At 66.2% G+C, this 14,415-nt stretch carries 20 protein-coding genes; 11 read left to right on the top strand and 9 right to left on the bottom strand.

Going from position 1 to position 14,415, the window contains the following annotated elements:
* Positions 1-8 precede the first annotated feature (8 nt).
* Entirely contained in the window at positions 9-590 is a 582-nt protein-coding gene (locus tag ACFWUR_RS26660) for a TerD family protein (RefSeq protein ID WP_378910426.1), read from the bottom strand.
* 58 nt (positions 591-648) lie between these two features.
* Entirely contained in the window at positions 649-927 is a 279-nt protein-coding gene (locus tag ACFWUR_RS26655; protein ID WP_378910425.1) for a hypothetical protein, read from the bottom strand.
* Positions 928-1,320: 393 nt separating this feature from the next.
* Between ACFWUR_RS26655 and ACFWUR_RS26650 the strand changes: the two genes are divergently transcribed.
* The 4 genes from ACFWUR_RS26650 (at position 1,321) to ACFWUR_RS26635 (ending at position 5,586) form a co-directional block, all read left to right on the top strand.
* Positions 1,321-2,361 carry an acetyl-CoA carboxylase biotin carboxylase subunit family protein gene (locus ACFWUR_RS26650; RefSeq protein ID WP_378910423.1) on the top strand — a complete coding sequence of 347 codons (1,041 nt, stop codon included), beginning with the start codon at positions 1,321-1,323 and terminating at the stop codon, positions 2,359-2,361.
* 37 nt (positions 2,362-2,398) lie between these two features.
* The gene (locus ACFWUR_RS26645; RefSeq protein WP_378910421.1) at positions 2,399-4,405 is read left to right on the top strand and encodes a hypothetical protein; all 2,007 of its coding nucleotides are present in this window, start codon (positions 2,399-2,401) and stop codon (positions 4,403-4,405) included.
* A gap of 82 nt (positions 4,406-4,487) precedes the next feature.
* Positions 4,488-5,063 (top strand): TerD family protein, encoded by a 576-nt coding sequence (locus tag ACFWUR_RS26640; RefSeq protein ID WP_067457219.1) that lies wholly within the window; start codon positions 4,488-4,490, stop codon positions 5,061-5,063.
* 124 nt (positions 5,064-5,187) lie between these two features.
* A complete protein-coding gene (locus ACFWUR_RS26635; RefSeq protein ID WP_378910420.1) occupies positions 5,188-5,586 on the top strand; it encodes a nuclear transport factor 2 family protein in 399 nt (132 codons plus the stop codon).
* 7 nt (positions 5,587-5,593) lie between these two features.
* Here the strand turns inward: ACFWUR_RS26635 and ACFWUR_RS26630 are convergent, their stop codons facing one another.
* On the bottom strand, positions 5,594-5,995 hold the full coding sequence (locus tag ACFWUR_RS26630) for a hypothetical protein (protein WP_378910419.1): 402 nt from the start codon (positions 5,993-5,995) through the stop codon (positions 5,594-5,596).
* 187 nt (positions 5,996-6,182) lie between these two features.
* Between ACFWUR_RS26630 and ACFWUR_RS26625 the strand changes: the two genes are divergently transcribed.
* On the top strand, positions 6,183-6,557 hold the full coding sequence (locus ACFWUR_RS26625) for an SHOCT domain-containing protein (RefSeq protein WP_378910417.1): 375 nt from the start codon (positions 6,183-6,185) through the stop codon (positions 6,555-6,557).
* Between the two features lie 263 nt (positions 6,558-6,820).
* Positions 6,821-7,786: a DUF389 domain-containing protein gene (locus ACFWUR_RS26620; RefSeq protein WP_378910416.1), complete on the top strand. Its 966-nt coding sequence runs from the start codon at positions 6,821-6,823 to the stop codon at positions 7,784-7,786.
* Between the two features lie 45 nt (positions 7,787-7,831).
* On the opposite strand, the gene ACFWUR_RS26615 is transcribed toward ACFWUR_RS26620, so the two are convergent.
* Together ACFWUR_RS26615 and ACFWUR_RS26610 are read right to left on the bottom strand one after the other, a co-directional pair.
* Positions 7,832-8,140, bottom strand: coding sequence for an SHOCT domain-containing protein (locus tag ACFWUR_RS26615; RefSeq protein WP_378910415.1), 309 nt, complete (start codon positions 8,138-8,140; stop codon positions 7,832-7,834).
* Between the two features lie 13 nt (positions 8,141-8,153).
* Positions 8,154-8,576 carry a DUF6325 family protein gene (locus ACFWUR_RS26610; protein WP_378910413.1) on the bottom strand — a complete coding sequence of 141 codons (423 nt, stop codon included), beginning with the start codon at positions 8,574-8,576 and terminating at the stop codon, positions 8,154-8,156.
* A 118-nt stretch (positions 8,577-8,694) separates the two neighbouring features.
* Here ACFWUR_RS26610 and ACFWUR_RS26605 point away from each other — a divergent pair, with 118 nt between their 5' ends.
* Genes ACFWUR_RS26605 through ACFWUR_RS26595 form a run of 3 tightly spaced genes read left to right on the top strand, consistent with a single transcriptional unit; the run spans position 8,695 to position 10,007 of the window.
* Complete coding sequence (locus ACFWUR_RS26605; protein ID WP_378910411.1) at positions 8,695-9,180, top strand: GAP family protein; 486 nt, start codon at positions 8,695-8,697, stop codon at positions 9,178-9,180.
* A 12-nt stretch (positions 9,181-9,192) separates the two neighbouring features.
* Positions 9,193-9,387: a hypothetical protein gene (locus ACFWUR_RS26600; protein WP_378910410.1), complete on the top strand. Its 195-nt coding sequence runs from the start codon at positions 9,193-9,195 to the stop codon at positions 9,385-9,387.
* Positions 9,384-10,007, top strand: a complete 624-nt coding sequence (locus ACFWUR_RS26595; RefSeq protein ID WP_378910409.1) for a DUF4203 domain-containing protein — start codon at positions 9,384-9,386, stop codon at positions 10,005-10,007. The genes ACFWUR_RS26600 and ACFWUR_RS26595 overlap by 4 nt, the downstream gene beginning before the upstream one ends.
* A gap of 78 nt (positions 10,008-10,085) precedes the next feature.
* Here the strand turns inward: ACFWUR_RS26595 and ACFWUR_RS26590 are convergent, their stop codons facing one another.
* Positions 10,086-10,511 (bottom strand): GtrA family protein, encoded by a 426-nt coding sequence (locus ACFWUR_RS26590; RefSeq protein ID WP_378910433.1) that lies wholly within the window; start codon positions 10,509-10,511, stop codon positions 10,086-10,088.
* Between the two features lie 251 nt (positions 10,512-10,762).
* Here ACFWUR_RS26590 and ACFWUR_RS26585 point away from each other — a divergent pair, with 251 nt between their 5' ends.
* The gene (locus ACFWUR_RS26585; protein WP_378910407.1) at positions 10,763-10,942 is read left to right on the top strand and encodes a hypothetical protein; all 180 of its coding nucleotides are present in this window, start codon (positions 10,763-10,765) and stop codon (positions 10,940-10,942) included.
* A gap of 257 nt (positions 10,943-11,199) precedes the next feature.
* Here ACFWUR_RS26585 and ACFWUR_RS26580 read toward each other — a convergent pair whose 3' ends face one another.
* The 3 genes from ACFWUR_RS26580 to ACFWUR_RS26570 form a co-directional block, all read right to left on the bottom strand.
* Positions 11,200-11,640 carry a hypothetical protein gene (locus ACFWUR_RS26580; RefSeq protein ID WP_378910405.1) on the bottom strand — a complete coding sequence of 147 codons (441 nt, stop codon included), beginning with the start codon at positions 11,638-11,640 and terminating at the stop codon, positions 11,200-11,202.
* A 276-nt stretch (positions 11,641-11,916) separates the two neighbouring features.
* On the bottom strand, positions 11,917-12,852 hold the full coding sequence (locus ACFWUR_RS26575; RefSeq protein ID WP_378910404.1) for an NADP-dependent oxidoreductase: 936 nt from the start codon (positions 12,850-12,852) through the stop codon (positions 11,917-11,919).
* Between the two features lie 53 nt (positions 12,853-12,905).
* Positions 12,906-13,760: a dioxygenase gene (locus tag ACFWUR_RS26570; RefSeq protein WP_378910403.1), complete on the bottom strand. Its 855-nt coding sequence runs from the start codon at positions 13,758-13,760 to the stop codon at positions 12,906-12,908.
* A gap of 124 nt (positions 13,761-13,884) precedes the next feature.
* Here ACFWUR_RS26570 and ACFWUR_RS26565 point away from each other — a divergent pair, with 124 nt between their 5' ends.
* Positions 13,885-14,355, top strand: a complete 471-nt coding sequence (locus ACFWUR_RS26565; protein ID WP_378910401.1) for a MarR family winged helix-turn-helix transcriptional regulator — start codon at positions 13,885-13,887, stop codon at positions 14,353-14,355.
* Positions 14,356-14,415: the final 60 nt, after the last annotated feature.

Below are 14,415 nucleotides of genomic sequence, written 5' to 3'. Positions count from 1 at the left end.
CGACGATGTCAGCCGATCGCGAAGCGCAGCAACGCCTGGCGATCGCCCTGCTTGATCTTGCCCTTGCGGTCGAGGACCTCCAGCTGCCACACCGGGCCGTTGCGGAAGGTTCGCGCGATCGCGTTGGCGTTCTCCGCGCCGAGCAGTGAGGGCCAGATGTCGGCGACGGGCTGGCTGTCGCCGCCGGTGGCGTCGTAGATCTTGAACGAGACATTGTTCGCCTTCTCGAAGGAACTGCCCTTCTTGAACGCGACGGCGACGAAAACGATGGAGTCGATGGCAGGGGGGACGTTCGAGAAGGTGACGTGCACCGTCTCGTCGTCGCCCACGGCCGCACCGGTCTGCTCGTCGCCGGTGTGCAGGACCGAGCCGTTGCCCAGCGGGTCGAGCGAATCGAGACCGGCGAATCGCACCGGTTCGCCACCTTGGAACAGCACGGCGATCAGGTCGAGGTCGACACCGCGCTTGCGCCGGGCCATTCCGAGAATTCCACCGCTGGCACCCGCCGACGGATCCCAGCTCACCCCCACGCTCATCTTGGTGATACCGGCGAGATCGGCTGCGCCGTCTTCCTTCTTGAGAGTAATCACGATTTCAGGCTACGGACTTCCCTCGCCACGTGCAGGGCAAGGGAATCGGGTCGACGCCTCAGCCCGAGTGCGTCGCGAGGTAGACGAGTGCGCTCACCGTCAGCGCGACCGCGCCGAGGACTCCGCCCGCGATGGTATCGGCGCGGTTGGTGGCCACTCCGTTGTCGATTCGATCCCACCCCACGAACGCCGCCGCCACGGCCCCGATACCGGCTGGGGCGGCGACGAACTCGCTGACGACGGGAACGAAGGAGACCGCGCAGGCGATGATGCCGAGCACCAACGCCGCGAGGCCGACACCGTTGCGGGGTGGTGGCAAGGCCTCGGGACCGGGCATTCCCCGAGCGTAGTCGTGCTGCGGGCCGGGCGCAGGGCTGCTCCGATGCCCACCGTCGGAGCCCTTGGTCACAGCATCGTCATGGTTGGTCGGCGAGGTGCGGGGTATTCCGATCAAATAGCAGCCCTGCAGGGATTCATTCTGGGTTCCGGTGCCTGGACTGTGGAGTTCGAGAAGGGATAAGGTTTGTCGATCTCAGCTGACGAATCGAAAAGTCGAAATCCGAACAAAGGTTATGTAGCCCTTTTGGGGTGGAGTTTGAACGCTGTCGAGGCGGTTGACCGGTTCGATCGCCGCTATATCGTAGTCGCGCCCGAGTGGGCGCAAGAATATTGCACAGAACACAACATCCCCTATGTCCCCTGGGATTTCGAGCGGCTCAACGATCGTTCGATGGAGATCGCGGAGACCCTGAAGGAAAAAGGGGTCGATGTCGCCATTCCGATTTTCGAGGAGACGGTGGAATGGGCGGGCGCGATCAACTCCGTCCTGCTCGACAATCCTCGTCTGCTCGGACAGTCCATGCTGCTGCGCGACAAGTCGTTGATGAAGCGACGCGCGCAGCTCGGCGGTATCCGGGTCGGGATCTTCGAAGAGGCGCACGAACGCGACGACGTGATCCGCTTCCTGAAGCGCGTGAATCAGACGCTGCTCAAACTCGACGGTGATCCCAACGATCCGATTCACCTCAAGGCGTTCGACAAGGCCGGCTGCCTCGGTCACCGGATCATCCGGACCCCCGACGAGGTCGACGCGATCCCCGACGACGAGTTCCCGATGCTGATGGAATCGCACCTCGACGGCTGGGAATTCGCGGTCGAGGCCTGGGTGCACAACGGCCGCATCTGCTTCTTGAACATCTCGGAGTACGTCACGCTCGGATATTCGGTGTTCGTGCCCGCGACACCGGAACTGGAGAAATACCGGCCGGAGATCACCCGACAGGTCGAGAAGCTGATCAAGACCTTCGACATCGAATTCGGTTTCATTCATCCCGAGTACTTCGTCACCAGCGACGGTGAGATGTATTTCGGTGAGGTGGCCTACCGACCGCCGGGCTTCAAGGTGTTCGAGCTGCTGGAACGAACGTACGGCTTCAATGCCTACCACGCATTGGTGCTGGCCTTCGACCCGAAAACCACCGACGAGGAAATCGAGGCCTTCTTCCCGAAGGAAGTGGTGGATGCCACCGGTCACGCGGGGTGCTTCGGCGTGTATCCGCGGCGACGTGTGGTCAGTCGACTGGCGGTGCCGCCCGAGACCGAGGACCACGACTACTTCGACTCACACGAGCTCACCGCGCCCCTGGCCGAAATGGTCACCAAGCGGACCGCGTTCGGTACCCACTGGGGTCTGCTCTATTTCTTCGGCGAAGACCCGTACACTCTGCGGGACCTGTTGAAGCGTCAAGAAGAGCTCGACTTCTATATCTGATCCGTTGCCAGACAACGGGGTGCGAAGGGATCGGCGATTGAGTCCGGACGGCCACGACCCGGCGAGCTTGGACCGGCGCCTCGCGACGTTGGACCACGCCACGCAGTCCCTCGCGGACGCGGGCGACTTCGGCAAGCAGATCAAACTGCCCAGGGTCATGGACGCCCTGCGGCGGGTGCTGCTGCTACCAGGCGGTTGCGCCGCGGTCCGTGCCCGCGCCGAGAAGTTGGAGACCGCGGGCCTGTTCCTCGGCACCGACTGGGCCCAACCGCAGATCCTCATCCCGGCGCTGAGCACCGGCTCGTTGCGCAGCGCCAATACCGACACCATGGTGTTGGAGGCGGTGAGCGATCTGCGGTTGCTCGCGGTCGCCAAGGGCGATTATCAGCACGCGCTGATATCGGCCCAACACGCCAATGACCATCTGTCGCAAGTTCTCGCGGTGAATCTGTCGCTGTTGTTCTCGCCGCCCACCGAGGCCGAGCGCGAACAGCAGGGACGGATGGCGCAGGTCTCGCGTGAGCTGCTGCACTACCTCGTCGCCCAGGTCGGGTACGAGAAGGTGCTCGAGAACCTGGTCGACGAGATCTGGCGCATCCTGCGCCAGCGGCCCATCCAGGTCGACGGGGTGAAGCGGATGATCACCCAGATCGCGGTGGCCCGGGCGAATCCCGAGGTGGACCTGGGCGCCAGCGGTCTCGGCGCCGACCGGCTGATCAGCAGTCTGTACGGCACCACCGAAGGGTGCAGGGAAGACCCGGGCGTCGAGATCTACCGCACGCGTCTGGAATCCATGGACGACAGTGCGTTGCAGTACGAGGCAACAGGATTCGCGCGGTCCATGCACGACACTGGGCTGGTCTCGCCGTATCACGCTGTCCTGCTGCGCTTTCTGCTCACCAAGGGTGAGTATCTGCTCGGCGAGGCGATGGGCCTGTCCAGCACGGGGCGCGACAGCCTGCTCTGCTATCACGAACTGGTTCGCAGTCTCATCGAGCACGCCGTCCACGTCGAAACGGCGCAGTGCGTCTACGGACTCACGCTGCTGCTCGAACGCGGCATCCTCTATCAGCCGCCGGTCGCGCCCGCGCTGTGGCGTCAACTGGCGCTGAGGCTTTCACCGCACTCGTGCCGACGGTTGACCCGGGTGTTCGGGCCCACGCCGGAGCCACAGGCGTGGCTGTTGTCCGGAGTACTGTCGGTTCTCGGCCTGCCGCTGGGAATCGGGCAGGGCGACAACCCCACCTGCCAGTCGGCGCGCGCACTGTCGATGTGGGCCTACAACGATCCCGACTACCTGTTGCAGACCGTGGTGTGGGCCGCGCGCGACGACGAGATCGTCATGCACTTCGAGGGACAGCCGATCTCCTCGCGCGAGAGCGGCGACGCGGAATCGGCTGCGCTGCAACTCGATCTGGACCCGGTGTCGTTGCTGGTGGTGCCGCACCTAGACCGGATCTACGCGGAAATGGGCCAGCGCTGTGTCGGTCGCGAAGGCGACCCGCACCGCTGGATCAACCCGGAGTTCCACGGCTGGTGGTCCGGGCGCGGCTTCCGGATCAATGTCGACGTGGCCACCGGCAATCTCACCGATCTCGACGAGTTCCTGCGCCACTTCTACGCCGGCTACCACCCCTTCTACAACGGCAATCAGCCGGTGATCCATCCGCAGCCCGCCGGTATCGCCGTGACCGACAGCGCGGCCCGCTTCGTCGGTTGGCACGCGATCACCGTGCTGCGGGTCAGTCTCGACCCGCAAGAGGTGATGCGGGTGTACTTCTACAACCCGAACAACGACAGCGGCCAGGACTGGGGCGACGGGGTGGTCGTCGGAACAGCCGGGCACGGTGAGCGTTTCGGCGAGGCGTCGCTGCCTTTCGAGCAATTCGCCTCGCGCCTCTACATCTTCCATTTCGACCCACTCGAGCCGGGTGAGCTGGCCGCCGTCGGCCGCGCTGAACTGGACCGGGTGATCGGATACCTCCACCGCAGCTGGGGTGCCGACCGGTTGCCCGTGGAATCGGGTGCGGCCGAACAGGATTGATCACAGCAAACGTTCAGAGTCGACGGCTAGGGTGTGAGCGTCGGCGCGCTGTGTGCCGCGATGATGTAGGGGAGATCTCGATATGGGTGTCAGCTTGTCCAAGGGCGGCAATGTCTCACTGACCAAGGCGGCGCCGAACCTCACCGCCGTCGCTGTCGGCCTCGGCTGGGATCTGCGGACCACCACGGGCACGGACTTCGACCTCGACGCCAGCGCCATCGGCCTCGGTGCCGACAAGAAGGTGGTGTCGAGCGGGCACTTCGTGTTCTTCAACAACCTGAAGTCACCCGAAGGCGCGATCGAGCACGCGGGCGACAACACCACCGGCGCGGGCGACGGCGACGACGAGACGATCAACGTCGACCTGGCCAACACCCCGGCCACGATCGACTCCATCGTGTTCCCGGTCTCGATCTACGACGCCGCGACCCGCAACCAGTCCTTCGGCCAGGTCCGCAACGCCTACATCCGCGTCCTGGACCGCAGCAACGGCGAGGAGCTGGCTCGCTACGACCTCTCCGAGGACGCGTCCACCGAGACCGCCATGGTCTTCGGTGAGCTCTACCGCAACGGCGCGGAGTGGAAGTTCCGCGCCACCGGCCAGGGCTACGCCTCCGGTCTGGAAGGCATCGCCCGCGATTTCGGCGTCAACCTCTGATGTGCTGACAGTGCCGGTCGGCTGCGAAAACGCTCGAACGCCGGGCGATCACGTAGCCGACCAGCACACTGCCGTCGTTCCATTCGTCCAAGACCGGCGGGAACCTCGGCCCTACCGTTGGACCATGACAACAACACCCCGCACTCCCGGACGATCGGTCGATGACCAACTCCTGACCGTCCTCGACGAGTGGCAGGAGGCGATTGTGGCCAACGACGCGGCCCGGATCGGTTCGTTCATGGCCCCGGAGTGGGTGATGGTGTCGGAGAACGGCATCACCACCGCCGAACAGTTCCTCGCTCTCGTCGAATCCGGCGATCTCACCCACTCGGCGATGCGGCGAGTCGGTGACGCGCGAATCCGCTGTCACGCCGACATCGCTCTGCTCTCGACCCGCATCACCAATACCGCGCACTATCGAGGCCGCCGGTTCGACGCCGACGAATGGACCACCGACGCGTTCCTGCGGGTCGACGGCCGGTGGCGGTGCTTGCTGACCCAGATCACCGCCACGAAGACCTAGGCATCGCTCAGACGCGGTCGGGAGTCCAGGTGGAGATGGCCCAGATGACGACGAGGTCGACCACGATGACGATCACCGACCACCACGGGTAGTGCGGCAGGGACGCGAAATTGGCGACGATCGACAGCGCGGCGAGGCAGTAGGCGAAGATCCGGGCCCAGGTGGCGGTCACCATCATGCCGATGGCCACCGCGACGAGAAGCACGCCGAGCGCGAGGTGGATCCACCCCCAGGCGCTGACGTCGAACTGGTAGCTGTATTCGCTGGGTATCAAGAAGATTTCGTCCTTGGTGACGCCGGCGATGCCGCGCAGGATGCTCAGTGTGCCCGATACCAGGAGCATGATCGCCGCGAGCATGGTGATGCCCGCGGCGAGGCCCTGCCGCACGGGTTGCGAGGTGGTCGTCATGGTGTCGACGGTAGAAACCGTCGACCACGATCCGGATCCCCCGTTATGGGTGAGATCGACAGGGCGAGCGGGCGAGTTCACCCGATTCGGATGATGTGTGCGGGCCGGGTGTTCGCGACGATGACGGCATGAGCTGGAGCGTGAGCACCGGCCGGTGCTCACGTATCACGGAAGCGAGGGTCGAGTCATGTCGGTATGGGACGTTCTCTGGGTCATCATTGTGAGTTTCGCCTTTGTCGCCTACCTGATGCTGATGTTCATGATCATCACCGACCTGTTCCGTGACCGGACCACCTCCGGCTGGGTGAAGGCGCTCTGGGTGCTGTGCTTGATCCTGTTCCCGCTGATCACCGGGCTGGTGTATCTGATCTTCCGTGGCAGCGGGATGACCGAACGCACCGCCGAGGCGCACAAGCAGGCGCGCACGGAAGCCGAGGACTACATCAAGCAGACCGCGGGCACCAGTGCCGCCGCCCAGATCGCCGACGCGAAGAACCTGCTCGACGCCGGCGTCATCACCGACGGGGAATTCCAGCAACTCAAGGCCAAAGCACTCGCCTGAAACTCGCGTGCATCGCGCCGCGCTGGGCAACGGGCCGCCTGCACTGCGACGTCGAGGGTGAGCTCCCCGCTGCCGCAACGACGTTCGCTGGAACCACCGCCCACTTCATCCGATTCGGGTGAGTTGGTCAATCGCTCAGGGCTGGATGCAGCGACTGCCGGGCGCTGACGCTGTCGGTACTGCTCGGACTCGGGTCCTGTTCACCGTGCGCGGCATCGTCGGTCTCGCGGGCTGACATGTCGAACTCTTCGGAAAGGGCCGCCATGCTGAGCTTTCTGGTCCCACAGGACCAACGTCGATCGTTGGACGAGTTGACCGACAAGCTGGATCTGTCGGTGGGCCAGGTCGCGTCGAAACGGTCGGCCTTCTGGATCATGCTGGTGATGTCGGCGGTGATCGCGATCTCGGGTGTCATCGGCGATTCCACCGCGACGGTGATCGGCGCGATGATCGTCGCACCGCTGTCGATACCGATCCTCGGTGTCGCGTTGGGTGTGGTGACCGGACGCGCGCCGCTGCTCGGCCGGAGCCTGCTGCTGGTGGTGTCGGGGATCGTCGTGGTGGTCGTGCTCGGTTTCCTGTTCGCGCAGTTGCTGCCCAACCCCGTCAACGTGCTGTCCAACGCGCAGGTGGTCGGGCGGACCTCGCCGAAGTTGATGGACCTGACCGCCGCGATGGCTACCGGCTTGGTCGCGGCGATCGCGATCACCCGACGTGACGTGGGCGATGTGTTGCCCGGTGTGGCGATCGCGATTTCGCTGGTCCCGCCGCTCGGCGTGGTCGGGGTGTGCCTGGGTTCGCACGCGCCCGCACTCGCCGGTGGCGCGTTCGTGCTGTTCGCGTCGAATGTCGTCGCGATGATCATCACCTCGACGATCGTGCTGATGGTGGCCGGGTACGCGCGCGACGCCGATCCGGCGACCGTTCGGCGGGGCCGGGCCTACGTGGCGTTGGGCGCGGCTCTGGTGCTGGTGGCGATTCCCATGGTGCTCAACTCGCTGTCCACCCTGTGGGCCGGTCAGATCGCCGACGCGGCCGGCGACTGGCTGCGGGACGCGCCGGACTCCCAGGTCATCGACGTCCACCTGCACAGTGACATCGCGACGGTCTCGGTGCTCGGTCCCGCGCAGTTGCCCCCGCGCGAGGAGTTGCAGCAGAAGGTGAACGAGCTGGTTCCGTGGGATCCGAAGGTTGTCATCATCCACACGGTCGGTGGTCGGGTGCAGTAGACGACGCTGCCCCCACCACCTGGCGGGGGCAGCGTCGGCGGGCGCTCAACTGAGCAGTGTGGCTTTCGCGGCCGCGAATTCGGCGTCCGACAGCGCCCCGGAGGAATGCAACTCGGCCAAGGTGCTGAGCTGGGCGACGGTGTCGTTGCCGGCGCGCGGGGGCGCAGGCGGCGGGGGAGCCGGTGGCGGTGGGGGTGCCTGCTGTTGGACATACGCCTGTTGTTCGGCAGCCCGCTGCGCTCCGCGGCGGTTCACCGCGTTCGAGGTGGCGGTGGCGGTACCCGCGACCACAGCCGTCCTGGCCACGGTGCCGAGCAGTCCCGGTCGCCCGATGCGACCTCTCCGAAGTGGCATATCGGTTCCCTTCCTAGGCCAGCGCCAGCGCGGCATCGACGGCGTCACGCGACACCTGCACGTGCAGTGCGACCTCGCCGTCGGCCGCGCGCACCGCCGCGGCCAGCCGCGTGGCCCATGTTTCCTCGAAAACGATGACGACGGCGGTCGATCCCGGTGCCATCGACGCGCGGACGACGTCGAGGTCGTCGTCGCTGACGAGGTCGATGTCGGCGGCCGTGAAGCCCGTCAGGCCCACCGTGGAGATGTCGTCGTCGATCTCGCGTTCGGTGATGGCGCCCGCGTCGTCCATGGACAGCACGATCAGATCGAGCAACGTGACCGTGCCCCTGGCGACAACCTCGGCCAGCGCTTCCGAGACGGAGGTGTCGATGTCGGTGCCGGGAAAAGTGAGCACGAGGAATTCGACCGGTCCGAGCGTTGCTGGTGATCCCATGGCCGAATCATCGCGCCGGTGCGGGGGCGGGCGCTTCACCCGATTCGGATGAAAGGGTGCGCACAGTTCACCCGGAAGGTGTGAGGCGGGCCGCGCACGGTCGCCCTAGCGTCATGGCATGGGCTCAGTGATCGGAGGTCTCCTGCCGCTGACGGTGGGTGTCGCGATCTCGCCGGTGCCGATCATCGCGGCCATTCTGATGATCCTGTCCAAGAACGCGGGCGGCGCGGCCAAGGGTTTCGCCGCGGGGTGGGTGGGCGGAATCGTCGTCGTGACCGGCGTGATGACCAAAGCGCTGGGGCTCGGCGCGCTGCTGTCGGGAGTGAATCCGAAGAATCTGTTGCTGTGCGTGTCGGCGGGTGTCGCGATCGGCGCGGCGGGGTTGAGCGCAGGGGGCGAGCTGGTCGCGATCGTGGTGTTCACCCTGCTCGCCTCGGCCACGGTGCTGGCGGTGGTGCTCGGGTACATGCTCGCGGCCGACCGGCTCGGTCCGACGCTCGACAGTCTGCGGGAGTGGTTGCAGCTCAACAACCACGCGGTGATGGCGGTGGTGCTGCTGATCATGGGCGCTGTCGTCTTCGGCAAGGGCCTCGGCGGACTGTAGCGAGGAGCAACCGTGCTGTCGTTACCGGTGTTCGAGTCACTGCACGGCTACCGGCGCGCCTGGCTGCGGCCTGATGTGATCGCCGGACTCACCCTGTGGGCCCAGCACGGCGGCGTCCCGATTCCGATCCATACCCACCGTCGCCGCCGCGGCACCGGCCCTGTCCGGGTCATGACCCTGTTCGCCTGCCGAAAGGAACACAGATGAACGGCCTGCTGGTCGCCCTGGTCGGGGCGCTGTTGTGCTTCTACGGGGTTCGCTCGGTCAACCTGGGCTTGCTCGCGATCGGCTTCGGCCTCGGCTGGCTGATCGCCGATCTGTTCAACGCGAGTTTTTGGTGGCTGCTGTTGGTCGCGCTGATCGGCGCGGTGGCGGTCTGGGTGGTCACCTCGTTGATCTTCCGCTTCGCCGCCTACTTCATCGGCGGTCTCACCGGCGCGATGATCGGCACCAAGCTGGCGACGGTCCTACAGCCCGGCGACAAGAACTTCGCCCTCAGCATGATCGTCGCGCTCGCGGTGTGTGTGGCGGGCGCCTTCCTCGCACAGAAGTTCCGGGCTCGCGCGCTGCTGTGGTTGACCTCGATCGGCGGCGCGAGCATGGTGTGCAGCGGTGTCGCGCGATTCAGCGATTCGCTGTCGTTCCTGCGCGACCCCGAACCGGGCTGGCAACAGGTCACCGCCACCCTGGCCTGGGCGGGACTGTCGGTCCTCGGCTGGATCACCCAGCGCCACCTGTTCGCCGACAAGCTCGGGATCGAGCACTTGGTCGGCGACGACGACAAGTCGGACATGCGGGACCGCAACGGCGGCTGGCCCGCTACTTAGTGCCTCACCGCCCGGTCCGCGCGCAGCCCCGCCCCGCTCACGCCTGGCCGATGACCTTCTCGCGCGAAGGTGTGAGTGTCAGAAGACCAAGGTGCGCAGGGCCACGAAGCGCAGTCCGCCGACCGCGGCCATCACGGCGAGCACGGCACTCGCCTGAGCGACTTCGCCGAGGCCGGGTGCGAGAGAGTCCAGTCCGGCCAGCGCCGCGGTGCTGATCGCGAGGCCGAGCAGCGCCAGCCCGCCGCCTTCCCACTGCGCGGTGAACCGGTCGACCCGGTTCGCTGCCCGGAAGGTGAGCCGGCGGTGCAATTCGTTCGCGATCGCGGTGCTCACCAACGACCCCGTGACATGAGCGACCAGCGGGCCGATGCTGTGCAAGGTCATGAACAGCAGCACATAGGCGATGTTGCTCGCACCGCCGACCATGGTGAAGCGGGCCAGTTGAGCGAAGGTGTGATCACCGCGCAGGTATCGCATCGCCCGGACGAACTCGGTGCGCGGCATCGGGAACGGATCGGCCCCCGCGAGGTAGTCGCTGGTGAGCGGCATTGCCGGGCGGGTGAGCTGCGGCGCGGTCATGTTCGTTCCGATCGAGCGTGCGAATTCGGCAGCGGGGCCTGACGACGCTTGTGACTATACGTAGATGTATACGTATAGACAAGACTCCGCTGCGAGACCCATCGGCGTCAGCGGTCGACGCGGAGGCACACGGAGTCGCCATGGCATCCGTGGCGCGGTCGGCGGACACTGGAGGAATGGTCGACAGGGAGCAACGCACACCCTTCTACGGCGTGGTGCTGATTCTCGTAGCGCTCGGCGCGGCGATGGCTGTCAGTTATTACGGGCCGACATGGCTCCGCGTCACCGTCTATATCCTCACGGTGATGCTCGTGCTGGTCGGCGGCGTCATGACGTTCCGGGACTACTCGCACTGAGTCGTGACGGCAACCCTCGCCCCGGTTCCCCGGGGCGAGGCGCAACGGTGTGTCGTGACCGAGCCCAGCACCAGGCCCAGTGCTCCCACGCTGAGCAATCCGTACATTTTGAGCATCGGCGCGCTCAGTCCGCGCTTCTTGCGATCCGCCGTCACCACCCGGGCGGTGATGAGCCCTCCGAGAATGAAGGCGGCGAAGCCGCAGATCACCAAAACTTCAGCCGAATCGGTCCCGAATCCGGCGTTACCGCACCAAGGCTATTGGCCCTTCAGTGCCTTATCGGCACGGTTGACGAGGGTCGCGGTAGTGAAAGTGCCGATGGTGAGAACGACCATCAGGATCTTCGCGGGCCAAGGCCCTTCGATGATGGCGCCCACCGCTCCCAGCAGGACGAGGCCGGCTGTGATGACCAACATCGCGGTCGCCCTTGTCGTTCCGTTGATCTCGCCACGCAGAATCCGCCGCGACGCCGTGAGCAGGCTGAGGGCGGGAATCCCGGGCAACAGCGCGACCACGCAGACGACGATCAGGTACTCGGGATTGACCAGCCCGGACACCACGAGTCCGACAGAGCACGCCGCGAGCGCGATGCCCAGCGCCATTGCGGCGGCTCCGGCAAGGCGGGTCGATCGCCGAACCGCGGGCTCGTTCGCGTAGGGCGACTGCACGCCCGCCCGCATCGCATCGATCTGAGACATTCGAAAACCCCCGTGTGACAGTTGAAATGGCGGGTGAGGACAGGCTTCGCACCTCATGCCGACTATCCGAATCCCCCGGTCCGTACGCTATCACCCGCGAACACTCCGACGCCGAATGTATTGTCCGCGTGATCAACTCAGCACCTCTGGCGGATTCGCGGCGGCACGCCGAAGTCGCCGCGCGACAGACCGTGGCTCGCGCTGTGGCCTCGGCCGTGGTTGTGCTCGTGCCACGTGACACCAGGCGCAACGACGTGTCACGTGGCACGACGGCGGTCAGGGGGCGAGGACGACAGTCTTTCCTGGGAGCCGCCCGGCGCCGGCGTCGGCGTGCACCGCGGCCAGGTCGGCCACCGGCCTGCGCTCGGCGACGTGGATGTCGATGTCGCCCGCGTCTATCTTGGCGACCAGCCGGGTCAACTGGCCGGTGTCGCCGCGGACCCACAGATTCGCCGTGCTGACACCGCGAGTGGGGTCCTCGGGAATCGGGCCCGCGGTGCTGACGGCCACCCCGTCGTCGGCCACGAAGGTGCTCAGCAGTGCGAGGTCCTCGGGGGAGACGCGCACGTGATTCACCAGGACCTGGAACGGACCGCCGATCGCGGCGGGACCCGCGGCGAGGTCGAGCGGGTCGACGACACGCTGCGCGCCGTAACCGCGGAGCCGGTCGGCGTTCTGTGGTGCGTCCACCGCGGTGACGTACGCGCCGAGGTCGGTGGCGAGCTGAACCACGAGACCGCCGACCGCGCCCCCTGCCCCGTTGACCAGGACGGTTTGGCCCGGCTTCACGTCGGCCAGCTCGAACACCGTCTGCCAAGCGGCCAGGCCGGTCAACGGTAGTGCGGCGGCATCGGTCAGATCGATCGTCAGCGGTGCCGGGGTCAGGGACTCGGCGGCGGCGAGCACGTATTCGGCGGCGCCCCCCGCGGATTCGAGCGGCAGCATCGCCACTACCCGGTCGCCGATCTCGAGCCCGGTCACGCCCTCGCCGAGTTCGGCGACGGTACCCGCGAGGTCGATTCCCGGTACGTAAGGGAGCGTGATCGGGATCATCTCGGCCAGAACGCCGGCGCGAAGGTGGTCGTCGACCGGGTTGAACGACGTGGCTGCCACTCGCACCAGCACCTGCCCGGTGCCGGGTACCGGGCGCTCGATGTCCTCGTAACGCAGGACTTCACTGCCGCCGAACTCGTGGAAACGTACTGCTTTCATGACATGCCTTCTCTGTGGGTTCGATGTCGATATCGGGGGGATGTGTCGGTGTCTCAGCTCATCTGCACCGATCGGATGGAGTTCCCGAGCACCATGCGGTCGATGGCGCTCACGGCCCCGGCCGGGTTGTCGGCCGCGCCGACGGTGAGCAGTAGCGGCACGAAGTGCTCGGCTGTCGGATGGGCGACCGCGACGCCGGGCGCCTTGTTGCGGTAGTCGGTGAGGGCATCGGCGTCGCCCCGGGTGAGGGCGTCGGCGGCCCATTCGTCGAAGGCGGCGGTCTCGGCGGCGAGCTCCGGGTGGCGGAAGACGGCGAAGCTGTGTGTCATGAAACCCGAGCCGAGTACGAGGATGCCTTCCTCGCGCAGCGGCCGCAGGCGGGCTCCGAGCTCGAGCAGCGCGCCGGGGTCGAGGCTGGGCATCGACAACTGCACGACGGGCACATCCGCTGCGGGGTACATCGCCATCAGTGGGATGAAGGCGCCGTGATCGAGACCGCGGTCGGTGAACTCGTGCACCGGTGTCGGCCCGAGTAGGCCGCTCAGTCGTCGGGCCAGGTCGGTGGCGTCGGGAGTGGCGTAGGGCAGGGTTTTGTATCGGGGGTCGAAGCCGCTGAAGTCGTAGTAGAGCGCAGTGCCCGCCCTGGCTCCCGTCATCGCGATCGGCGCGTTCTCCCAGTGGGCCGAGATGACGACGATGGCACGGGGCTTCGGCATCGACTGAGCCCAGTCGAAGAGATCGCCCACCCACTGGGGATCGTCGAGGGTGAACGGGGCGCCGTGGCTGACGAACAGGCTGGGCAGGGGTCCGTCGGACGGATTCCAGAGGCGTTGTTCGCGGGCCTGGGGTAGGACCCGGGCCAGTAGTTCGTCGTACGCCGCGGCCGGTGCTCGGTGTGTCCGGTTCATCGCCGATCCTCTCCTTCGCTTGCCTCGGAATCTGTTTTCAACTTTCCTGGGCAAGTTGAAAGTAGCCCATGATGACTTGCCTAGGCAAGTGTTAATAGTTGCCGGGGCAAGTTATGCTGAGCACATGGACACCCAGTCACCCTGGCTCGACGGCGACCAGCAGGACCTCTGGCAGGCGCTGCTCACGGTTGTCATCGCTCTTCCCGCGGCACTCGACCGTCAACTGCAGCGAGATTCGGGCATCTCCAACTTCGAGTACGGGGTGCTGGCCAGGTTGTCCATGGTCGACGAGGCGACGATGCGGCTCAGTGATTTGGCCAGGGAATGCGACAGCACGCAGCCGCGTCTGTCGAAGGTGATGGACCGCTTCGAAGCTCGCGACTGGGTCGTTCGCCGAACCGACCCCACCGACGGGCGATACACCCTCGCGGCACTGACCGACGCCGGCCGACGCAAACTCGCCGAGAGCGCGCCCGAACATGTCGCGCAGGTCAAGCGGCTCGTGTTCGACCCCCTGACCGCCGCCCAGCAACGCCAACTCGGCACCGCACTCGCCCGTGTGGCCGCTACCGTGCGCCGAGAGCTCGAGGGGTAGGGCTCTCGGGAGGCTTCGGACCGGTTCGCTGATGGATTCGCGCTGAGGTGGCCGACCGCG

Source organism: Nocardia sp. NPDC058633 (assembly GCF_042717045.1).
Lineage (GTDB): Bacteria > Actinomycetota > Actinomycetes > Mycobacteriales > Mycobacteriaceae > Nocardia.
Note: the sequence above shows the minus strand (reverse complement) of the source record. Positions and strands in the feature narration are given on the sequence as shown.

Coding starts and splice junctions, on each gene's coding strand:
- ACFWUR_RS26585 (WP_378910407.1), top strand. CDS start 10,763: ATGGTCGACAGGGAGCAACGCACACCCTTCTACGGCGTGGTGCTGATT.
- ACFWUR_RS26595 (WP_378910409.1), top strand. CDS start 9,384: ATGAACGGCCTGCTGGTCGCCCTGGTCGGGGCGCTGTTGTGCTTCTAC.
- ACFWUR_RS26610 (WP_378910413.1), bottom strand. CDS start 8,576: ATGGGATCACCAGCAACGCTCGGACCGGTCGAATTCCTCGTGCTCACT.
- ACFWUR_RS26630 (WP_378910419.1), bottom strand. CDS start 5,995: ATGACGACCACCTCGCAACCCGTGCGGCAGGGCCTCGCCGCGGGCATC.
- ACFWUR_RS26620 (WP_378910416.1), top strand. CDS start 6,821: ATGCTGAGCTTTCTGGTCCCACAGGACCAACGTCGATCGTTGGACGAG.
- ACFWUR_RS26590 (WP_378910433.1), bottom strand. CDS start 10,511: ATGCCGCGCACCGAGTTCGTCCGGGCGATGCGATACCTGCGCGGTGAT.
- ACFWUR_RS26605 (WP_378910411.1), top strand. CDS start 8,695: ATGGGCTCAGTGATCGGAGGTCTCCTGCCGCTGACGGTGGGTGTCGCG.
- ACFWUR_RS26580 (WP_378910405.1), bottom strand. CDS start 11,640: ATGTCTCAGATCGATGCGATGCGGGCGGGCGTGCAGTCGCCCTACGCG.
- ACFWUR_RS26575 (WP_378910404.1), bottom strand. CDS start 12,852: ATGAAAGCAGTACGTTTCCACGAGTTCGGCGGCAGTGAAGTCCTGCGT.
- ACFWUR_RS26615 (WP_378910415.1), bottom strand. CDS start 8,140: ATGCCACTTCGGAGAGGTCGCATCGGGCGACCGGGACTGCTCGGCACC.
- ACFWUR_RS26655 (WP_378910425.1), bottom strand. CDS start 927: ATGCCCGGTCCCGAGGCCTTGCCACCACCCCGCAACGGTGTCGGCCTC.
- ACFWUR_RS26565 (WP_378910401.1), top strand. CDS start 13,885: ATGGACACCCAGTCACCCTGGCTCGACGGCGACCAGCAGGACCTCTGG.
- ACFWUR_RS26650 (WP_378910423.1), top strand. CDS start 1,321: ATGGAGATCGCGGAGACCCTGAAGGAAAAAGGGGTCGATGTCGCCATT.
- ACFWUR_RS26640 (WP_067457219.1), top strand. CDS start 4,488: ATGGGTGTCAGCTTGTCCAAGGGCGGCAATGTCTCACTGACCAAGGCG.
- ACFWUR_RS26635 (WP_378910420.1), top strand. CDS start 5,188: ATGACAACAACACCCCGCACTCCCGGACGATCGGTCGATGACCAACTC.
- ACFWUR_RS26570 (WP_378910403.1), bottom strand. CDS start 13,760: ATGAACCGGACACACCGAGCACCGGCCGCGGCGTACGACGAACTACTG.
- ACFWUR_RS26625 (WP_378910417.1), top strand. CDS start 6,183: ATGTCGGTATGGGACGTTCTCTGGGTCATCATTGTGAGTTTCGCCTTT.